Origin of the sequence: Lysobacter sp. Root76, assembly GCF_001428685.1 — a bacterium.
Lineage (GTDB): Bacteria > Pseudomonadota > Gammaproteobacteria > Xanthomonadales > Xanthomonadaceae > Lysobacter.
In genome coordinates, this window is sequence record NZ_LMIK01000005.1 from 742,151 (window position 1) to 761,004 (window position 18,854).

General features: G+C 69.9%; 16 protein-coding genes. 6 read left to right on the forward strand and 10 right to left on the reverse strand.

Going from position 1 to position 18,854, the window contains the following annotated elements:
• The first annotated feature begins 9 nt into the window (after positions 1 to 9).
• The 4 genes from ASE10_RS10640 (at position 10) to ASE10_RS10655 (ending at position 6,941) form a co-directional block, all read left to right on the forward strand.
• The gene (locus tag ASE10_RS10640) at positions 10 to 1,428 is read left to right on the forward strand and encodes a DNA polymerase Y family protein (protein ID WP_056304844.1); all 1,419 of its coding nucleotides are present in this window, start codon (positions 10 to 12) and stop codon (positions 1,426 to 1,428) included.
• On the forward strand, positions 1,425 to 4,667 hold the full coding sequence (locus ASE10_RS10645) for an error-prone DNA polymerase (RefSeq protein ID WP_056304846.1): 3,243 nt from the start codon (positions 1,425 to 1,427) through the stop codon (positions 4,665 to 4,667). The genes ASE10_RS10640 and ASE10_RS10645 overlap by 4 nt, the downstream gene beginning before the upstream one ends.
• 10 nt (positions 4,668 to 4,677) lie before the next feature.
• Positions 4,678 to 5,274 (forward strand): alpha-ketoglutarate-dependent dioxygenase AlkB, encoded by a 597-nt coding sequence (locus ASE10_RS10650; protein ID WP_055909286.1) that lies wholly within the window; start codon positions 4,678 to 4,680, stop codon positions 5,272 to 5,274.
• A 113-nt stretch (positions 5,275 to 5,387) separates the two neighbouring features.
• Positions 5,388 to 6,941, forward strand: a complete 1,554-nt coding sequence (locus tag ASE10_RS10655; protein WP_055909282.1) for a winged helix-turn-helix transcriptional regulator — start codon at positions 5,388 to 5,390, stop codon at positions 6,939 to 6,941.
• 3 nt (positions 6,942 to 6,944) lie between these two features.
• Here the strand turns inward: ASE10_RS10655 and ASE10_RS10660 are convergent, their stop codons facing one another.
• Positions 6,945 to 8,063, reverse strand: a complete 1,119-nt coding sequence (locus tag ASE10_RS10660; protein WP_056304848.1) for a serine hydrolase — start codon at positions 8,061 to 8,063, stop codon at positions 6,945 to 6,947.
• Between the two features lie 322 nt (positions 8,064 to 8,385).
• On the opposite strand from ASE10_RS10660, the gene ASE10_RS10665 reads away from it, so the two are divergent.
• Positions 8,386 to 8,937 (forward strand): hypothetical protein, encoded by a 552-nt coding sequence (locus ASE10_RS10665; RefSeq protein WP_056304849.1) that lies wholly within the window; start codon positions 8,386 to 8,388, stop codon positions 8,935 to 8,937.
• 71 nt (positions 8,938 to 9,008) lie between these two features.
• Positions 9,009 to 9,923: a hypothetical protein gene (locus tag ASE10_RS10670; RefSeq protein WP_055909274.1), complete on the forward strand. Its 915-nt coding sequence runs from the start codon at positions 9,009 to 9,011 to the stop codon at positions 9,921 to 9,923.
• Positions 9,924 to 9,966: 43 nt separating this feature from the next.
• On the opposite strand, the gene ASE10_RS10675 is transcribed toward ASE10_RS10670, so the two are convergent.
• The 9 genes from ASE10_RS10675 to ASE10_RS10710 form a co-directional block, all read right to left on the reverse strand.
• A complete protein-coding gene (locus tag ASE10_RS10675) occupies positions 9,967 to 11,013 on the reverse strand; it encodes a saccharopine dehydrogenase NADP-binding domain-containing protein (protein WP_055909271.1) in 1,047 nt (348 codons plus the stop codon).
• The gene (locus ASE10_RS10680) at positions 11,010 to 11,903 is read right to left on the reverse strand and encodes an alpha/beta hydrolase (protein WP_055909266.1); all 894 of its coding nucleotides are present in this window, start codon (positions 11,901 to 11,903) and stop codon (positions 11,010 to 11,012) included. Before ASE10_RS10680 ends, ASE10_RS10675 begins: the two co-directional genes overlap by 4 nt.
• Positions 11,900 to 12,037 (reverse strand): hypothetical protein, encoded by a 138-nt coding sequence (locus ASE10_RS20750; protein WP_200945888.1) that lies wholly within the window; start codon positions 12,035 to 12,037, stop codon positions 11,900 to 11,902. The genes ASE10_RS10680 and ASE10_RS20750 overlap by 4 nt, the downstream gene beginning before the upstream one ends.
• A gap of 138 nt (positions 12,038 to 12,175) precedes the next feature.
• A complete protein-coding gene (locus ASE10_RS10685) occupies positions 12,176 to 13,012 on the reverse strand; it encodes an AraC family transcriptional regulator (RefSeq protein WP_055909256.1) in 837 nt (278 codons plus the stop codon).
• A gap of 113 nt (positions 13,013 to 13,125) precedes the next feature.
• Complete coding sequence (locus tag ASE10_RS10690; RefSeq protein WP_055909248.1) at positions 13,126 to 13,809, reverse strand: glutathione S-transferase family protein; 684 nt, start codon at positions 13,807 to 13,809, stop codon at positions 13,126 to 13,128.
• 103 nt (positions 13,810 to 13,912) lie between these two features.
• Positions 13,913 to 15,214, reverse strand: coding sequence for a condensation domain-containing protein (locus ASE10_RS10695; protein ID WP_055909246.1), 1,302 nt, complete (start codon positions 15,212 to 15,214; stop codon positions 13,913 to 13,915).
• On the reverse strand, positions 15,211 to 16,191 hold the full coding sequence (locus tag ASE10_RS10700; protein WP_055909245.1) for a glycosyltransferase: 981 nt from the start codon (positions 16,189 to 16,191) through the stop codon (positions 15,211 to 15,213). The genes ASE10_RS10695 and ASE10_RS10700 overlap by 4 nt, the downstream gene beginning before the upstream one ends.
• Positions 16,188 to 17,534: a condensation domain-containing protein gene (locus ASE10_RS10705; protein ID WP_055909243.1), complete on the reverse strand. Its 1,347-nt coding sequence runs from the start codon at positions 17,532 to 17,534 to the stop codon at positions 16,188 to 16,190. Before ASE10_RS10705 ends, ASE10_RS10700 begins: the two co-directional genes overlap by 4 nt.
• Positions 17,531 to 18,847 (reverse strand): glycosyltransferase, encoded by a 1,317-nt coding sequence (locus ASE10_RS10710; RefSeq protein ID WP_235565906.1) that lies wholly within the window; start codon positions 18,845 to 18,847, stop codon positions 17,531 to 17,533. Before ASE10_RS10710 ends, ASE10_RS10705 begins: the two co-directional genes overlap by 4 nt.
• Between the last annotated feature and the right edge of the window lie 7 nt (positions 18,848 to 18,854).

Below are 18,854 nucleotides of genomic sequence, written 5' to 3' on the forward strand. Positions count from 1 at the left end.
GGCGCGCGCATGTTGTGGGCCTGCATACTGCTGCCGCAGCTGGCGCTGGACGCCGTCCTCCGGCGTTTGCCTGATCCCGACCCGCCGCTGGCCCTGGTCGCCGGGCCGGCGCAGTTGCGCAGCCTGCATGCGGTGAACGCCAGCGCCGCCGAGGCCGGCTTGCGCGCAGGCATGCGCCTGACCGCCGCGCACGCCTTGCTGCCGGAATTCTCGATGGTGGAATACGAGCCGCAGGCCGAGGCGCGCTGGCAGCGCTTCCTGGCCGCATGGGCTTACCGCCACAGCTCCCTGGTCAGCGCGCAATGGCCGGGTTGCATCGTGCTGGAAGTGCGCGCGAGTTTTCGCTTGCTGGGGCCGTGGCCGCGCATCGAAGCGCGGTTGCGCGAAGAGCTGTCCGCGCTCGGCTTCAGCCACCGCATCGCGCTGGCCCCGACGCCGCGTGCGGCGCATGTGCTGGCCGGTCTCAGCGATGGCCTGGCCTTGCCGCACCCGGGCGCGATGGCGGACTACCTGGATCGCGTGCCGGTGCGGCGCGCACGTCTGCCCGATGGCGATGGCGAGCGCCTGCAGCGCATGGGCGTGCGCGATCTGCGCGCTTTGCGCAATCTGCCGCGCGACAGCCTGCGCCGCCGTTTCGGCCTGCCGTTGCTGGAGCATCTGGACCGTCTGTACGGGCAGGCCGACGATCCGCTGGCTTACTACGCTCCGCCGGACCACTTCGATGCGCGGGTGGAGCTGGGTTACGAAGTGGAAAGCCACATGGCGCTGCTGTTCCCGCTGCGGCGTTTGATCGGCGATCTGTGCACCTATCTGTCGATCCGCGACGGCGGCGTGCAGCGCTTCGTGCTGCGCCTGGAGCACGAGGGCGCGCACACCGATGTCGACGTCGGCCTGCTGGCATCCGAGCGCGAGCCGGCGATGCTGTTCGAGCTCACCCGCAATCGCCTGGAGCGGGTGCAGATCGCGCAGCCGGTGGTGGCGCTGCGCCTGCTGGCGCGCGAGCTGCCGCCGTTCGTGCCGGCCTCGCGCGATCTGTTCGACGCGCGCGCCCAGCAGACCCAGCCTTGGCCGCAATTGCGCGAACGTTTGCGCGCGCGCCTGGGCGACGAGGCGGTGTACCGCGTGACGCCCTCCGGCGACCCGCGCCCGGAACGCGCCTGGCGACGCGTGGACGGCGACGAGACCCGCATCGGCAGCGCGCCCGCGCGTCCGCCGCGGCCGCTGTGGCTATTGCCGCAGCCGATGCTGCTGCGCGATCCGCAGCTGCGCATCGTGTCCGGCCCGGAGCGGCTGGAAAGCGGCTGGTGGGACGGTGCCGACGCGCGTCGCGATTACTACCTGGTGGAGACCGGCCGCGGCCAGCGCGCCTGGGCGTACGCGCCGCCGGGCGAGCGCGAGGGCTGGATGCTGCACGGATGGTTCGCATGAGCTGGGACGATGCCGTGAACGGCGTCTATCGCGACACGCCGGGCGGGCGTCCGCCGCGTGCCTGGGAGGTCGCGCACCGCTTGCGCCTGCATGCGGCCAACGACGATGCCGACGGCGACGGCGATCTGCCCGCCTATGCCGAGTTGCACTGCCTGTCGGACTTCTCCTTCCTGCGCGGCGCGTCCAGCGCCGAGGATTTGTTCGCGCGTGCCGCGCACTGCGGTTACGAAGCGCTGGCGATCACCGACGAGTGCTCGCTAGCCGGCATCGTGCGTGCGCTGGAGGCCTCGCGCGCGACCGGATTGAACCTCATCGTGGGCAGCGAGTTCTCTCTGCACTGCGGACTCAAGCTGGTGCTGCTAGTGGAAACCCAAGCGGGCTACACCCAGCTGTGCCGGCTGATCACCAACGCGCGCCGTGCGGCGCCGAAGGGCGCATACCACCTGACCCGGCAGGACCTGGAACAGGTACTGGGCGATGGCGAGGCCGGCGTGTTCGCATTGTGGCTGCCGGCCGGCGTGCCGGACGCGGCGCAGGGACGCTGGCTGCGCGCCTTGCTCGGCGAGCGCGCTTTCCTGGCGGTGGAGCTGCGCCGCGAAGAAGACGATGCCGCGCGCCTGCAATTGTTGCTGGAGATGGCGGCGCACTTGGAGCTGACCCCGGTGGCGGCCGGCGACGTGCATATGGACCTGCGCCGCCAGCGCGTATTGCAGGACACCATGACCGCGATCCGCCACAACACGCCGCTGGCCGATTGCGGCGCGCAGCTGTTCCGCAACGGCGAACGCCACCTGCGCACGCGCCGCGCGCTGGGCAACATCTATCCGCCCGAACTGCTGGCCGCCGCTGTGCAGCTGGCGCGCCGGTGCGGCTTCCGCATGGATGAGGTGCGTTACAACTATCCGGCCGAACTGGTGCCGCAAGGGCATACGCCCAGCACTTGGCTGCGCGCCTTGACCGAGACCGGCATGCGCGATCGCTGGCCGGGGGGTACGCCGGCGCATATCGCCGCGCAGATCGACACCGAGCTGGAACTGATCGCCGAGCTCAAATACGAGGCTTTCTTCCTGACCGTGGAGGACATCGTCCGCCACGCCAGATCGCTGAATATCCTCTGCCAGGGCCGCGGCTCGTCGGCCAACTCGGCCGTGTGCTACGCGCTGGGCATCACCGCGGTCGATCCGGCCGAGAGCCGGCTGCTGATGGCGCGTTTTCTGTCCAGGGAGCGCGGCGAGCCGCCCGACATCGACGTTGACTTCGAGCACGAACGGCGCGAGGAAGTGCTGCAGTACGTGTACGCAAAGTACGGCCGCGAGCGCGCGGCGCTGGCCGCCACGGTGATCCGCTACCGCGGCAAGAGCGCGGTGCGCGACGTGGCCAAGGCCTTCGGGCTGCCGCCGGACCAGATCGCGCTACTGGCCGAGTGCTACGGCTGGGGCAACGGCGAGACGCCGATGGAGCAGCGCCTGCGCGAGGCCGGTTTCGACCCGGACAACCCGCTGATCCGGCGCGTCCTGGCGGTGACCGCGCAGCTGCGCGGCCATCCGCGCCACCTGTCGCAGCACGTCGGCGGCTTCGTCATCAGCGATGCGCCGCTGAGCACGGTGGTGCCGGTGGAGAACGCGGCCATGGACGACCGCACCATCATCCAGTGGGACAAGGACGATCTGGAAACCATGAAGTTGCTGAAGGTCGACTGCCTGGCGCTGGGCATGCTGACCTGCATCCGAAAGGCGGTGGACCTGATCGAACGCCACCGCGGCTATCGCCTGGACATCGCGCGCCTGCCGCCGGGCGATGGGCCGACCTACGAACTGATCCAGGCCGCCGACACGATCGGCGTGTTCCAGATCGAATCGCGCGCGCAGATGAGCATGCTGCCGCGGCTGAAGCCGAAGAACTTCTACGACCTGGTGGTGGAAGTGGCCATCGTCCGGCCCGGTCCCATCCAGGGCGGCATGGTGCATCCCTATCTGCGGCGCAGGCAGGGCAAGGAGCCGGTGGTCTACCCCTCGGCAGGCATCGAGGACATCCTCGGCAAGACCCTGGGCATCCCGCTGTTCCAGGAGCAGGTGATGGAGCTGGTGATCCATGCCGGCTACACGCCGGAGCAGGCCGATCGCCTGCGCCGCTCGATGGCGGCCTGGGGCCGGGGCGGGGACATGGAACCGCATCGCGAGCGCATCCGCGCCCTGATGGAGGATAAGGGCTACTCCTCGGCGTTCATCGATCAGATCTTCGAACAGATCAAGGGCTTCGGCTCCTACGGTTTTCCGCAGAGCCACGCCGCCTCGTTCGCCAAACTGGTCTACGTCAGCTGCTGGATGAAACGCCACGAGCCGGCGGCCTTCGCCTGCGCACTGCTCAACGCCCAGCCGATGGGCTTCTATTCGCCCAGCGAGATCGTGCAGGACACCCGACGCGGCCGCGGCGAGCGTGCCGGCGTGGAAGTGCGCCCGGTGGATGCGACCTGCAGCGACTGGGACAACACCCTGGAAGGCGGCGGATATCGCGTCGGCGTAGACGACGGCAGACAGGCGGCGCTGCGCCTGGGTCTGCGCCAGGTAAGCGGCCTGTCGGAAACGATGGCGCGCGCGCTCGTCGCCGCGCGCGCGCAGGCGCCGTTCGCCGACGTGCGCGATCTGTGCCTGCGCGCCGGGCTGGACGAGAAGGCGCGCCACGCCCTGGCCGAGGCCGGCGCCTTGCAGAGCCTGGCCGGGCATCGCCACGCCGCGCGCTGGGCGGTGGCCGGTATCGAGCGCCAGCGCCCCTTGCTGCCGGACAGCCCGGACGAGGATGTCATCGAGTTGCCCGCGCCGACCCAGGGCGAGGACGTGTTGTCCGATTACCGCGCCGTCGGCCTGACCCTGCGCACGCATCCGATGGCGCTGCTGCGCAAGCGTTTGCAACCGCACCGGGTGATGGACTCGCGCCAGTTGCGCGAACAGCGGCATGGGCGCGGCGTGCACGCGGCCGGCATCGTCACCCAGCGCCAGCGTCCGGCCACGGCCGGCGGCACCATCTTCGTCACCCTCGAAGACGAACACGGCATGGTCAACGTGGTGGTGTGGCAGGACGTGGCGCTGCGTTCGCGCAAGGCCCTGCTGGGGGCGCGCCTGCTAGCGGTGCGCGGGCGCTGGGAGCAGGTCGACGGCGTGCAGCACCTGATCGCGCGCGAACTGCAGGATCTGAGTCATCTGCTCGGCGATCTGCAGACCTCCTCGCGCGATTTCCATTGAAGGACGCCGCATGAAAGCGCTGTGCGCCCACGCCGACGACCTGTTCGCGATCGACTGCCGGACTCTGGTGGACGATGCCGAAGGCGGCGTGCGCTATTGGCCCGGCTTCGTCGACGCCGCGACCGCGGAGGCGTGGTTCGAAATCCTGCATGCGCGGGCGGCGTGGACGCATCTGCAGCGGCCGATGTACGACCGCATCGTCGACGTGCCGCGTCTGCTGGCGCACTACGACACCCAGGAGCTGCCCGATGACCTGCCGTTGGCGGACATGCTGCAACGGGTCCGCGCCCAGGTGCCGGCGCCGTACAACCGCATCGGCATGAACCTGTACCGCGACGGCCGCGACAGCGTGGCCATGCACCACGACAAGCTGCATACCCTCGTGCCCGGCCGGCCTATAACCCTGGTTTCGCTGGGCGCGCCGCGCCGCATGCTGATCAGGGCCCAGCGCGGCGCGCGCGACACCCTGGCCGTGGACCTGGCTCCGGGCAGCCTGCTGAGCATGAGCCACGCGTCCCAGCTCAGCCACGAGCACGGCATTCCCAAGACCAGGCGCGCTCAGGGGCCGCGCATCAGCGTGGTGTTTCGCGTACGCCGCGAGGGCTAGCGCTGCGCGATCGCGGCCGGGATCGTCCGCGTCGGCGCCAACGGCAGCGCGCACCCGTGTAGCATCGCCGGTGCCGCGCGCCCGCGGCGTCCCTCCGCTTCGTCGCCGCAGCCGTGTCCCGACTCCAACTGCTGGACCTCACCGTCGACCTGCAGCGCCAACGCGTCGAACGCGAGGGCGCGGCACTGGACGTATCGGGGCTGAGCTTCCGTCTGTTCGCCTGCCTGCTCTCGCACGGCGACCAGGTGCTGGGCTTCGACCAGTTGGCGCACGAAGTGTGGGCGCCGGCGGTGGTCAGCGAGGAGACCATCACCCAGCGCATCAAGCTGCTGCGGCAGGCGCTGGGCGACGACAGCCGCGCGCCGCGCTATATCCGTTCGGTGCGCGGCCAGGGCTATCAATTGTGTGCGCTGCCGCAGACGTTGGCGGACGCGGAGGCTGCAACGGCCGAGGTAGCGTCGCCCTCGAATGCGCGGCGCTGGCTATGGGCGGTGGCTGCGGTGCTGGTCGTGGCGGCTGCGACCGCCGCACTGTGGTGGCGGCACGGGACGCCGCCGCCGAAGTCGCCCTTGCTGGCGCGCGCGGACTATTACGCCGGCATCGGCCAGGCCGACGACAACGAGCGCGCGATCGCGCTGTACCGGCAGGCCCTGGCCGCCGATCCCGACGACGTCTCGGCGTTGCTCGGCCTGAGCCGCCTGTCCAGTGCGCGTACCTGTCTCTATAACGGCGGCCGCGACGACGCCGAGCGCGGCCTGGCCCTGGCCAGGCAGCTGCTGCGCCGCGACGGCGGCAACGCCAAGGCCTGGTCCGCGCTGGGCTACGCGCACGACTGCCTGGGCGACATCGGTGCGGCCGTGGCCGGCTACGAGCGCGCGCTGAAGCTGGACCCGGACGCCGACAACACCCGCTCCTCGCTGGCGTATCTGTACCAGGAGCAGGGCAGGGTCGCCGACGCCCTGCGCGGCAACATGCAGCTGCGCGGCGATCCGGCGCGGGTGCGTTTCCGCGATGTGCAGGTCGCGCGCGAACTGGAACTGCTCGGCTTCGTCGAAGCCGCGCGCCGCCGCCATCAGGCCAACTTCCGTCTGTTTCCCGACAACGTGTTCTCCAACATCGCCTGGCCGCGCAGCCTGTTCGGCGAGCGCCGCTACGACGAGGCCGCCGGCGCCCTGGCCGAGGCGCTGACGCGCGGCACACCTCATCCGGACCTATATATGTTGCAAGGCGAACTGTCCCTGCAACGCGGCGACCGCGCGGCGGCACGGGCCGCGTTCGCGCAAGCGCTGCGGCTGCGGCCGCAGAGCTCGCTGGGACTCACCGTCAACGGGCTCTACGCCGAACCCGCGCCGACGCCGGACTGGGTCGCCCGGCGCATCGCCGAGCTGCGCCCGTTGCCGACGCAGCCCGCGCCATGGCCGGGCGTGCACCTGGAACTGGCGATGCTGGAACTGGCACGACAGCAACCGGTCGCCGCGGCGGCCGCGCTGGACGCGGCGGTCACTGCCGGCTATCGCGACCGCGCCTATCTGCAGGCCTCGCCCTTGTTCGCGGCGCTGCGCGGCGACCCCGGCTACGCCCGCGTGTTGGCGCGCATCGACGCCGACATCGCCAGGCAGCGCGCGCAGGTGACGTCGGCCGCATGGAAGCCGGCCGACGTGCCCTGAGCCTCAGCGCAGCGCTGCCAGCAGCTCGCGGAAGATCTCGCGCGACTGGGTATGGCCGTTGCGCTGGTTGTAGGCGGTGCTGGTGATCACCGCCACCAGTTGCCGCTCCGGCACCACCATCACGTAGTTGCCGCCGTTGCCGGACATGGCCCAGGCGGCGACGTCGCGGCCGCCGACATCGAAGTGCAGGCGCCACCACTGGTAACCGTACTCGGCGTCGTCGTCGGCTTTCGCCTGTTCGCTGGTCATCGCCGCGATGTAGTCGGCCGAGATCACCTGGCGGCCCTGCCAGCGGCCGTGGTCGACCACCAACTGGCCGAACTTGGCCAGATCGCGGGTGCGGTAGCGGGTGCCGCCACCGCCCATGCCGATGCCCTCGGGCGAGCGGTTCCATTGGCTGCGGGCGATGCCCAGCGGCCGCTCCAGGGTTTCCGCGGCGAACTCCGCCAGCGGCTTGCCGGCGGCGCGTTCGACCACGGCGCCGGCGACGAAGGAACCGGCCGTGCAGTACGCGAATGCGCGACCGTGCGGACTGTCGGCGGGCTTGCTCATCCACGGCGCGTAGCCCTTGACCGGCAGGGCCAGGGCGAAGTCGAGCCAGCGTTCGGTGACGTACATGCGTTCCTCGTTGCCGCTGGAGAACGGGTTCTCGTCGTTGCACTCCCATTGCGAGCTCATGGTCAGCAGGTCGGCCAGGGTGGTGGCGCGCAGGCGCGGGTCGACCTCGTGGCGGGCGGTGAACTGCGGGAAGCGGTCGTAGACGCGATCCTGTACGCCGGGCAGCAGACCGCGGTCGATGGCCGCCCCGACCAGCAGCGCCGTCACGCTCTTGGTCGCCGAGCGCACGTCGTGCAGGGTGCCGGCGTCGGCGCCGTTGAAGTAGCGCTCGTACACCGGCTGACCGCGCTGCACCACCATCACGCTGGTCAGCTGCTTGAGGCTGCCGTCGCCGAGGCGGACGTCCAGCGTCTTCAGCCGCGCCGGCTCGAAGGCGGTGTCGGCGGCGCGCGCCGCGGGCCAGCCGTCGCTGGGTGAGCCGTCATCAGGTGTGGCGTTGCCGGGCGCGGCGAACGCGGCCGGGCTGGCCAGGGCGAGCAACAGCAGGAGGCGGGGTAGGGGCATGGGCGGACTCTCGTTGGCGGAAGGAGCCGAGATCACAGCCGCATTGCGTATGAAGTACCTGATCGGCGAGTGAAGAATTCTGAAGTTGCGCCTGCAGGCCCCTCGCCGGCGGATCCGGCGCCTGTCATGGCGCCGGACCGGGCTCGCGAGACCCATGTCGATGCGCTGCGGCATCGCCGAGTCGCCATGCTCGGCCCGCCGCGCCCGGCCTGCGGCAAGCCCTTGCGCACGCCGCGCGCCAGCTTCTGCGCCGGCGAGGTTCGGGGAATGGATGCCATGGAGGTAGCTCAGGCCGTCCTCCTTGGTCGGATAAACTCGCCGCATGTGCCGCTTCATCACCGCCACCCTGCCGATCGCCGCCGATATCGCTGCGCTGGACGCGATCGCGCGCCGCCACGGCCGGCAGTTGCAGCCGATGGCGAACGCGAGCATCGAGCGCCAGATCGGTCCCGGCTTTCGTTACTTCCTGACCACCCTGGGCCATTGCGACTGCGGTACGCCGTTGGGCAGGCGGGCGCCGGAGCGCTCGCGTCGCGAGCCCGATCCGGCCGAAGCGGCGCAGCGGCTGCGCCGCAAGGGCTGGAGCGAGGCCAAGATCGAGCGCGCGCAGGCCCAGCAGCAGGCCAAGCGCGGCGCCGTCGACGAAGTGGACGCGGTCGCGGCGCGTGAGGCGCTGGCGGTGTGGGTGGCCTTCCTCGGCGAGGTGCTGGCTTATGGGAGCAATGCCCGCATCGGGCTCCTGCTGCACGATTACGACGGCGCGCTAAGCGCGGACATCGCGCTGCTGGACCGCGAAGCCGTGCCAAGGCAGGCGCTGAGCGTGGATCTGCTCGAACGCATGCGCGAAGACGTGCTCTACGAATTCCGTCGCTAGTCCGTGCGCAGGATCGCGGCGCGGCCACGACTGGGCCTACACTCGCGCGGTCCCCACTCCCGCACGACCGCATGACTGCCACCGGTTTTCTTTCCGTCTTCGCCCCTGCGTTCGCGCTGGGCGGTCCCGTGCTGCTCGGTCTGGCCGGGCTGCTGCGCCGCCGCGACCGCGCGACCACGCCGACACTGCATCCGGTTTGGGACTGGAAGCTGATCCTGGCTTCGATGCTGCTCTACGCGCTGTGCTTCAGCCTGATCTTCTTCATCCAGGAGCTGTTCCTGGTGCTGCCCAAGGCGTTCACGCCGGGGCTGCGCCCGACCCTGTTCCACAACAACCACTATTGGGACGGCGACAACCCTTTGGCCAAATTGTTCCAGGGCACCGGCGCGGTGGCGACACTGATCGTCGCCGCGATCTGCGCGTATTGGCTGCGCCGTTGCCCGCCGCGCTCGACACTGTGGCGCCTGTTCGCGTTCTGGATGGTTTTCCACGGCTGCTTCCAGGCGCTGCCGCAATTCGTGGTCGGGGCGATCTTCCCGGGCAACGACGTGGGCATGGCGATGGAGTACCTGCAATGGAGCGCGGCAACCAAGACCGTCGCGGCCTTGCTGGCGATGGCCTTGATCGTGTGGATCGCGGTCCGGTTGCTGCGCCCGCTGCTGGCCTTGGCCACGCACGCGGAGCAGATCGCCACGCCGGGCCGGCGCAACGGTTTCGTGTTCCGCGCCGCGACCCTGCCGGGATTGCTGGCGCTGCCGCTGATCCTGGCGATGCGGGTGCCGGGCAGCCTGGATCAGGTCGCGATCGTGCCGGTGGCCGAATACGTGATCGGCGTGGCGTGGATGCAGGCCGCGGCCTGGTTCGCGATCTCCACGCGCACAGGCGACGCGACCCCGCTGCGCTCGATCGCGATTCCGCTGCTGGCGCTGATCGCCCTGACCCTGGTGTTCCATTTGGTGCTGCGTCCGGGCATCGCGTTCTATTGAGTCGCGACCGGCGGGCAGCGGCGCGGCCCGCCGGTCGATCCGATCACGGGTGCTGATCCAGCGTCCATTCCAGAGTAGTCAACGAGGTCAGGAAGTCCGCGGCGTCGAAGGCCTGGCCGGGGGCGACCACCCCCACGGCTATCGCACGCCCGTCGAGTATGCGCACCAGCGCCTCCACGATCAGCGGCGCGCTGACCGCGTAGATGTCCTGGCCCTGCGCGGTCGCCCGACGCGAGCGGCCATCCCGGCGTACCTGCACGTCGACGACATAGCGTTGCGCCGAACGCCCGCTTTCATCGACTGCGGTCGGCGTCGGCGTGCCGGGATCGCGCACGTCCTGCACGGCGGTCAGGTTCATGTAGGAATCGACTTGAGCGCAGCGCAGATGCCGCGACAAGGTGGCGATTTCCGAGAACGGCAGGGCCAGGGTCGCTTGCGCGCCGAACGGGGGCGGAAACGTCCACTCGCGTGTCGCCGGCGGTTGCGCCAGCGGAGCGAGCCGGCCATCGGCGATCACCAGCCGCGGACGCTGGTTGCGTTGACCGGTCACGCGTGTGCCCAGGGTCGGATGCCAGCTGTCCAATGCGACCGCGATCTCGACCGCATCCGCATCTGATGCACCATCCAGCGCAGCGGTGGTCAGCAGATCGGCCAGACCGCCGAAGAAGGCCATGGCCGGAATCGCGACGATGCCGGCGGCGCGCGCCTGCTCGTCGTAGTCCGCCACCAGATCGAGTACCGCGCCTTGCTCTGCGCACAGGTCGAGATAGGGCAGCCCCGCGCGCAACGCCGCTTCCAGCACCGGCGCGGCGGTGTCGAGGAAGGGGCCGGCGCAGTTGAGCACCGCGACGGCGCCTTGCAGCATCCGATCCAGCGCTTGCGGGTCTTCGATGGACGCCTGGCCTCGCTGCAAATGCGGATAGGCGTCGGCCAGCTCCGCCAGCTTGGCGGCATCGCGCCCGCACAGGCGCGGCACCAGGCCGCGCCGGAGCAGTTCGTCGATCACGAAGCCTGCGGTATGGCCGTAGGCGCCGTAGACGGCGACGGTCTTGCCTGCCGACGCCGCGGCGCGGATCTGAGCGTGGCTCATGCGATGGCCGCCTGTGCGTTTGCGGGTTCGACGGAGTGCGTCTGCCAATGCGTGCGCAGTTCGCGATTGAAGTCCTGCCAGCGTTCTTCGGGGAAGAAAATGCGCGCGCCGTCGAACTCGACCCGTCGCACGGTGCCAGGAATGGTCTGCTGCAGCCAGAACGACCAGGCCAGCGGGAAGTAGATATCATCGGTGCCCCAGGCGATCAGGGTCGGCGCCTGCAGGCGGCGCAGTCCGTCCTCGATCGCCAGGGTGTGGCGGCAATCGAAGGCATTGACGAAGCGTTCCAGTTCGCCGAGGCGTCGGGCCGGATCCAGCAGCGGTCGCAGGTAGGTGTCGATGGTCGCGTCCGCGATCTGTTCGGGTCGCTCGTAGGCCGGTGCCAACGCGCTACGGAACACCGCCTTGTCGGCCAGCATGGCCTGCAGCGTATCGCCCAGGCCGCCCGCGGCCACCATGGCGACGAAAGGCTTGAAGGCCTCCGGCGGCCAGTTGTCATGGGCGTCGCAGTTGCTCAGCGCCAGGCTGCGGATGCGCTGGGGGTAGTGCGCGGCGAAGATCTGGCAGACGCCGCCGCCGCTGTCGTTGCCGACCAGATCGACGCGGTCGATGCCCAGCGCATCGAGGAACTGCGCCAGCATGTGCGCATTGGCGGTGACCGACACGTCCTGGCCGTCGCCGGCCTCGGTGTAACCGTGCGCGAGCAGGTCGACCGCGATGCAACGTCGGCTGTCGCTCAGTTCCGCGAGCTGATGGCGCCACAGATAGCCGTTGAGCAACACGCCGTGCACGAACAGCGCGACCGGGCCCTGGCCCTGTTCGACGTAGCTGATCCGGCCCGAGGGCGTGTCGACCGAGCGGCGCGCGGCGAAGTAGGTCTCGCCGTTCATGGCCGCACGTCCGCTTCGCGCAGCTTCTGCGCGCATTCTTCGCAGCAGACTTCGACGGTGTGGCCGCCGACGCTGATCGAGATGGCCTGTTCGTCCAGCTCGCAATCGCAAGCGGCGCAGGTGTTGTCGTTCATGATTTTCTCCGAGGTGGGCCCGTTGGCCGGGCGAGACCAGGAGACCATCGCGGCGGCTCGGCCGCTGTCGGAATCTTTAGCGACTTGCGGGCCGCTTGCGGACGACCCGCTCGTGAACGAGCCGCTTGTGAAGCGCGCTCACGCGCTCTTGGCGTAGGCCGAGCGCCGGAACGCCGTGGGCGTGCGGCCATAGGCCTGCTTGAATGCGGCGCTGAAGTGGCTGTGGCTGGAGAAACCCAGGTCCAGGGCCAGCGCCGACATGTCCTGGCTGTGCGGAATCAGGTCCAGGGCGCGCGCCAGGCGCAGTTGCAGGTGATAGCGATAGAGCGGCAGGCCCTCGACCTGCTGGAAAGCCTGGGTCAGATAGACCGCCGAGCCGCCGATCTCGGCCGCGATCTCCTCCAGGCTCCAGCGCCGGGTCAGATCCTCGGCCAGCAGCACTTTGACCCGGTCCACCAGGCGCCGGCGCGAATGGGTCGCGGCGGTGGCGTGCGCGGTGCGCGGTCCCAGGCTGCGGCAGACCAGGGTCAGGGCCAGGCTTTCGGCTTCCAGCGCCTCGATATGGCCGATCTGCAGGCTATGCCGCAGCAACGCGACCAAGGCTTGCGCGCGCGCGTCGATGCGCAGCGACTGGCGGTTGAAGCCGAGCTCGTCGCGCTTGTGCAGCAGCTCGGCCGGAGCCAATTCGCGCAGCAGCGGCGCCGATATCGCCAGCACCAGACTGGAGTCGCCGCCGAGCACAGGGTGGCTGACCTGATAGGCCTCGCCTGCGTTGAACAGCAGGGCATGGTTGGCGTCGGCGACCGATTGGTCCTGGCCGACGTGGCGCAGGTAGAGGCCGCGGTAGGGAAACACCAGATGGGTCGAGGACGCGCATTCCTCGGCGCTGCGGTGACGACAATGACCGGCGCACAGCACGTTGCGCACGGCGACGGTGCCGCTGTCGAACAAACGGGAGACTGCGAAATCCGTCATCGTGCTCGTGCGGCCCCGGGGGCTAGGCGTCCGCTGCCGATGATAGGCGGGGGCGGGCATGCCGGCCATGACCTCGCAGGTCATGGCGCAGCCACGCGCCGGCCGCAAGCACGTCAGTCCTCGGCCAAAAAGCGCACCGGCATGCGCTCGTAGTAGGGGAACAGCTTGAAGTAGGGCCGCGCCTCGGCCAGCACGCGCGCGTACGAGGGGCGCTGCAACAGGCGTTCGAAATACGCCGACAGGTTCGGGAAGCCCTCGCCGAACGGAGTCACGATGCCGGCGTAGAACAAGGCCGGTGCGGCCGAGCAATCGGCCAGGCCGAAGCTGTCGCCGGCGGCCCAGAGGCGGCCGCTCATGCGGTGCTCGAGCATGCCGTAGGCGATGCCCAGGCTGGCATGGGCGTCGGCTACGCCGCGCGGGTCGTGTTCGCCTTCGCCGCGGAGGCGGTCCAGCACGATCTTCTGCATCGGCACGCTGACGTAGAGATCGAAGAAGCGATCCCACAGGCGCGCGTCGAGATTGGCGGTCGGGTCGGCCGGCAGCAGCGGTAACGGGCCCGGGTAATGGCGGTCCAGGTATTCGATGATGATGCTGGTTTCCGGCACGGTCGCATCGCGCGCTTCGTCGCGCAGCACCGGCATCTTGCCGACCGGCCACAGGTCGAGGAAACGTGCGTGCTCGTCGGCGGCGGCGCGTTCGATCAGGCGCGGCTCGAAGGGGGTGCCGTTCTCGTACAGGGCGATCAACACCTTGTGGCAGAACGAAGCCAGGGGATGCTGGTACAGAACGAGCGCCATCGCGGATTCCTGCAACCGGTCGGAACGACAGGTTAGCCCGATACGGCCGGTGCCGCAGCGTGGTTGCGTCGATCCGATGTCGATCCAATCTTGATCGGCGCGTCTAGCCGGCCAGCGCCACGCCGGCCGCGCCGGCTTCGGCCGACAGCACCGGCTGGGACCGGCCGACCTGGGCGTCCAGCATCGCCGTCAGCGCGTCGCGCAGGGCATGGGCGCGCTCCTGAGTGATGCAGCGTTCGTCGCCCATGCAGTAGAAGCGGATCTGGCCATGCAGGGCATAGACGATCAAGCCAAGCGCACGGACCGAACGCGAGTGCACAAAGACGCGCAGATCGCGCAGGCGGAACGGAGCGTCGTCGCCGAGCAGGTCGAGATTGCCCAGGTTGGACAGGGTGAAGCGGTTCCAGCTGCCGTTGAGCCCGAGCGCGTTGCCGAACCGGATCAGCGCATGCAGTTGCGCCGGCGCCGGGGGGCGGATCAGTTCGCAGAAGTGGTAGCGGCCCGGGATGTCGTGGGTCTCGCGTTCGATCTGGCCCTGCATCGAGCGATGCACCGTGCGGGCGCACTCCCAGAAATCGGCAGCGCCGGCTTCGCCGGTGCGGAACTTGAGGCCGCCGCCACCGTAGAACAGCATGTCGTCGGCCAGCGCCGGCAGACGGCCGCGGCGGCCGTCCATCGGACTTTCGATCCAGGCCGGCAGCCGCTCGCGGCCCAGCGCGGTCAGCAGGGCGCTGTCCAGCGCGACCACCAGCGCCGCATGCACCGACACGCCCTCATGCTTGCAACGCTGCCGCAACGCAGCCGACAGGGCCGGCCCGGCATTCCATTCCAGGTGATGTTCGCGATTACGCGGGGCAGGCAGCGGCGGCAGCACCCGCAGCAGCAGCCCGATCAGGCGCGCGGTCCAGCGCCGGCGCCGCGGGTGTTCGGGGCGGTAGTCGCCGACGATATCGGCGGCGCTGAGCGCCGCGTAGGGCCGCAGCGGCGCGTCGTCGTACAGGGCCCGCAGCGTTTCCCGAACCAGGATCAGCAGGCTCATGCCGTCGCAGATGCGGTGCGAGGCGACGAACAGCAGATCGCTGGCGTCCGCGCCGCGCAGCCAGACCAGGCGCAGCTGCGGCTGGCCCTGCGCGAACGGGGTCTCGGCTTCATCCACGGATTCGCGTCGGCAGTCGTCGTCGCCGTTCCGGTCGAGCACGCGCAGCGGGATGGGCCCGGCGCTGTCTTCGACATAGTGCAGGCCGCCGCGTCGCGCCTGCATGGTGGCGCGCAAGGCGGGATGCTTGCGCTGCACGCGCGCCAGCGCCTCGCGCAGGCGAGTTTCGTCGATGCCGCCTTCGAGCCGGACCGCATAGACCAGGCTGCCGTCGATCAGATGTTCGATCGTGGACAGCTTGCGGCTCACGAGGCGTCTCCCGGCGCCGACCTCGAGCTCGCGGTTGCGGCGGCTGGCGCCCCACGTGCGGCGCCGGAGCAGTAGGCGTGGATACGCGGATGCAGGCGTTCGAACGTGCCCAGCTTGCCGCGTCGGCCGTCGAAGTAGCCGCAGGCGATGGCGGTCAGCTTGCGCAGCTTGTCCGGCTCGAACAGCGCCACGCACAGGCTCTGGTGCAGGGCCAGCGCGCCGCTGAGCCAGTGCAGGCCCCAATGGGCCTTGTATAGACGCAGACAATGCACCGCGTTGCGCGCGCCGTAGTAGCGTCGCCAGGCGACGTGATGGGTCGTGTAGAGCTTGCCGTGGCGGCGGATCTGGCCGGTGGTCTGGTTCATCACCACGTCTGCGTTCATCAGTACCGGCACGCCCTGGCTGGAGGCGCGCAGGCCGTACTCGATATCGATGTACTCGATGAAATAGTCCTCGCGGAATGCGCCGAGCTTGCGATAGGCGGCGGCCGAGATCGCCGAACCGGAGGAAATCACGAACAGGGTCGGGAACAAACCCTGGCTGCGCTCGGTCATGCGCACCGGCCGCGGGAAGCGCCGGCCCGGCGGGAAGGTCGGCATGCATTTGCGCAGGTTGATCTCGTACACGCGCGGCCCGAGCACGAAGCAGTCGTTGCCCAGCGTGGCGCAGGCCTGCATCATCTGTTCGAAGAACGAGGCCTCGATCTTGGAGTCCTGGTCGAGCAGGAAGATCACTTCGCAGCCGCGCGCCAGCAGCACTTCGGCGCCGCGGTTGTAGGCACCGGCCAGGCCGCCGCGGTTGCGGTTGACCAGTACGTCGATGTGTTCGTCGTGCAGGGCCCGGTGCAGGGACGCATCCGGTTCGGGCGAGTTGTCGATCGCGACCAGATCGGCGCAGATCGCGCGCGCGCGGCGCAAGTTGTCGACGAACTCCGGGCCCGGCTGGTACAGGACGAAGATCAGGCCGTAGCGAGTCATGAGGCGCGTACCGGTGCGGACGAGGGCGCGTGCTGGGCGGTTTGCGTCTGCGGCGCGGTCATCGATTCCAGCAGCGCCATCGCGTGTTCGCGGATCCGCTGCGCCTGCGCGCGCGGCAACGAGTCTTCGTCGGAGGCGAGCACGAAGTCGTAGCGGCCGGCGTAGCGCGACATCACCACCAGATGCGCCGGCGTCGCGCCGACCAGGCCGGAGACGCCGCGCACCGCACGCAGGCGGTAGCCGTGATAGTCCTGCGCCAGCGACAGCCGGCCCAGGTTGCTGAGCGTCAGTTCGCGCCCGGCGCGCCGCGAACGGCCGTAGGAGACCATGCGTTCGAATACGCCGTGCAGGCGTTCCAGGCCGAGGAAGTTGCGGTAGACCTTGGGCGCCAGGACTTCGACCTTGGCCTGAAGGTCTGCCTGCAGCGCCCGTGCCTGCTCCCAGAACTCGGTCGGCGAGCATTCGCCCGCGCGCGCCTTGCCCGGCTGCAGCGCGATCGTCGGCGCGATCCCGAACAAGTCGTCGTCGGCGAGTGCGGGCAGCAGGCTGCGCATGTCCACCGGCGCGGTGTAGCGCTGGATCCAGCGCGGGCCGCAGACCGCGCGGAACGCAGCGATGAAGGCCAGGCTGATCGCGACGTAGGTGCTGACGCGCTCGTGGCGGCAGTGCTCGGACAGCCGTCGGCTGGCGGCCTCGTCCAGAGTCCAGAGTTCGCGATAGACCTCGCCGTAGCGCTGCGCCGGCCTGGACCTAACCAGCAGCCGCAGCGCCAGGGACAACGCGGCCGCGCGCCAGCGGATGCTGCGTTGCAAGCCGCGGTCGTTGCGCACCGAGTCGGGCAGTAGATCGATGAAGCTCGCCAGCAGGTGACGGGGTTCGACCGCGTGTTCGGAGCCGTCGGACCAGCGCAGCAGCTCGCCTAGCAAGGTCATCAGCGAGCGCCCGTCGCAGATCGCGTGATGGCAGACCAGGACCAGCTCGCTCTGGTTCTCGCCGCGCAGCCAGATCAGCCGTGCCAGCGGTTCGCTGCGGCCATCGAAGCGCCGTTGCAGCTCGCGCGCCGAGGTCGTCATCCAGCCGTCGTCGCCGTTCCGGCCTAGGATACGCAGGGCGATCGGCAGGGGGCTGTGCTGCATTTCGAACCACGGCCGGCCGTCGCGTTCGACGATCAGGCAGCGCAGCAGCGGGTGACGCGCCTGCAGTTGGGTCAGTGCGCGCTGCAGCGCGGTCTGATCGATGCGGCCTTCGACGCAGGCGGTAGCGATGACGTTGCCCGGCAGGCTGCCGTCGCCGTACAGGGCGCGTTCGAACAGGGTCAGCGGACGTGCGGGGACGGTGCTCATGCGACGCTCCGCAGCCGCGGCGCTTCGGGCGCGATCGGATCGAGCAGGCCCCAGGCGCGCAACTGCGCCAGCGCCGCGCCGATGCCGTCTTCGGCGCGCACCGTGCGGCCCAGTTCTGCCGCCGCCCGCAGCATCGGCGCTTGTTGCGTGGCGCGGATGGCCTCGGCCAGTTGCGCGGCATCCAGGGTCTTGCGTTGCAGCGCCGGCGGCGCGACGCCGCGGCGTTGCAGGCAACGCGCCCAGAACGGCTGATCGCCATAGAACGGCACCACCACCGAGGGGATGCCGGCGCGCACCGCGGCGGCGGTGGTGCCGGCGCCGCCGTGGTGCACGGCCGCGCACATGTGGGGGAACAGGGCATCGTGCGGCGCGTGGCGCAGGAAGTAAGTGCGTGCGTCGCGCGCGCCGTCGGCGCCGTCCAGGCCGCCCCAGCCGGTGGCGAGTACGGCACGCAAGCCGCTGCGTTCGACCGCGTCGAGCACGGTGCGGGTGAAAGCGACCGCGTCGGCGTTGACCATGCTGCCGAAGCCGACATAGACCGGCTTGTCGCCGCCGGCGAGGAAGCGGCGCAAGTCCTCGCTGGGCTGCCACGAGCTCTGTTCGGCGAACCAGTAACCGGTGATCTGCGAACTCTCCGGCCAGTCCGCAGGACGCGGCAGCAGGGCCGCGCTGTAGCCGTTGAGGGTCTTTTCCTGCTGGGCATTGCGGCCCAGATGCGGGCCGTGCCAGGGATAGCGCGGCAGACCCAGTTGCGGCCGCACCAAGTCGTTGATCGCCGGCTTCATCACGTACCACACCAGCAGATGGATCAGCTTGTACAGGCCCAGGCTGAGCGCGCCCGGCAGGCGCTCGCGAGATCCGGCCATCACCATCGGCGGCAGGATCCGCGACGGCGTCAGAGGCTGCAGGCGCGCGATCGCGAACGGCAGGCCGCGTGCTTCGGACAGGGCCTTGGCCAGCTGGATGGCGTTGCTGACGCCGATCAGCAAGCCCGCGCCGTCGCTGGCGGCCAGGCCTTCCGCGGCCCAGTCCCGGGCCCAGTGCGCATAGCGCTCACGGAAGGTGCGCGCCATGGCGTACAGATTGAGGCCGCGATCGGCGATGCTGCGGTCGGCGTCGAGCATGGCCTGGAAATCCGCGCTCAGCGGGTAATGCTCCAGGCCGGCGTCGCCCACCAGCGCGGCGAAGTTGGCGCTGGTGGCGATGCGCACGGGATAGCCCGCGCGCCGCAGGCCCTGGCCCAGCGCGACGCAGGGCAGCACGTCGCCGAGCGTGCCGATAGTGAAGATGACGACGGGCCGCGCGGCGGACATGGTCGGC

Bases quoted from the DNA above. Each gene is read 5' to 3' on its own strand.
- ASE10_RS10640 (WP_056304844.1), top strand. From the start codon at position 10: ATGTTGTGGGCCTGCATACTGCTGCCGCAGCTGGCGCTGGACGCCGTC.
- ASE10_RS10645 (WP_056304846.1), top strand. From the start codon at position 1,425: ATGAGCTGGGACGATGCCGTGAACGGCGTCTATCGCGACACGCCGGGC.
- ASE10_RS10650 (WP_055909286.1), top strand. From the start codon at position 4,678: ATGAAAGCGCTGTGCGCCCACGCCGACGACCTGTTCGCGATCGACTGC.
- ASE10_RS10660 (WP_056304848.1), bottom strand. From the start codon at position 8,063: ATGCCCCTACCCCGCCTCCTGCTGTTGCTCGCCCTGGCCAGCCCGGCC.
- ASE10_RS10665 (WP_056304849.1), top strand. From the start codon at position 8,386: ATGTGCCGCTTCATCACCGCCACCCTGCCGATCGCCGCCGATATCGCT.
- ASE10_RS10670 (WP_055909274.1), top strand. From the start codon at position 9,009: ATGACTGCCACCGGTTTTCTTTCCGTCTTCGCCCCTGCGTTCGCGCTG.
- ASE10_RS10675 (WP_055909271.1), bottom strand. From the start codon at position 11,013: ATGAGCCACGCTCAGATCCGCGCCGCGGCGTCGGCAGGCAAGACCGTC.
- ASE10_RS10680 (WP_055909266.1), bottom strand. From the start codon at position 11,903: ATGAACGGCGAGACCTACTTCGCCGCGCGCCGCTCGGTCGACACGCCC.
- ASE10_RS20750 (WP_200945888.1), bottom strand. From the start codon at position 12,037: ATGAACGACAACACCTGCGCCGCTTGCGATTGCGAGCTGGACGAACAG.
- ASE10_RS10685 (WP_055909256.1), bottom strand. From the start codon at position 13,012: ATGACGGATTTCGCAGTCTCCCGTTTGTTCGACAGCGGCACCGTCGCC.
- ASE10_RS10690 (WP_055909248.1), bottom strand. From the start codon at position 13,809: ATGGCGCTCGTTCTGTACCAGCATCCCCTGGCTTCGTTCTGCCACAAG.
- ASE10_RS10700 (WP_055909245.1), bottom strand. From the start codon at position 16,191: ATGACTCGCTACGGCCTGATCTTCGTCCTGTACCAGCCGGGCCCGGAG.
- ASE10_RS10705 (WP_055909243.1), bottom strand. From the start codon at position 17,534: ATGAGCACCGTCCCCGCACGTCCGCTGACCCTGTTCGAACGCGCCCTG.
- ASE10_RS10710 (WP_235565906.1), bottom strand. From the start codon at position 18,847: ATGTCCGCCGCGCGGCCCGTCGTCATCTTCACTATCGGCACGCTCGGC.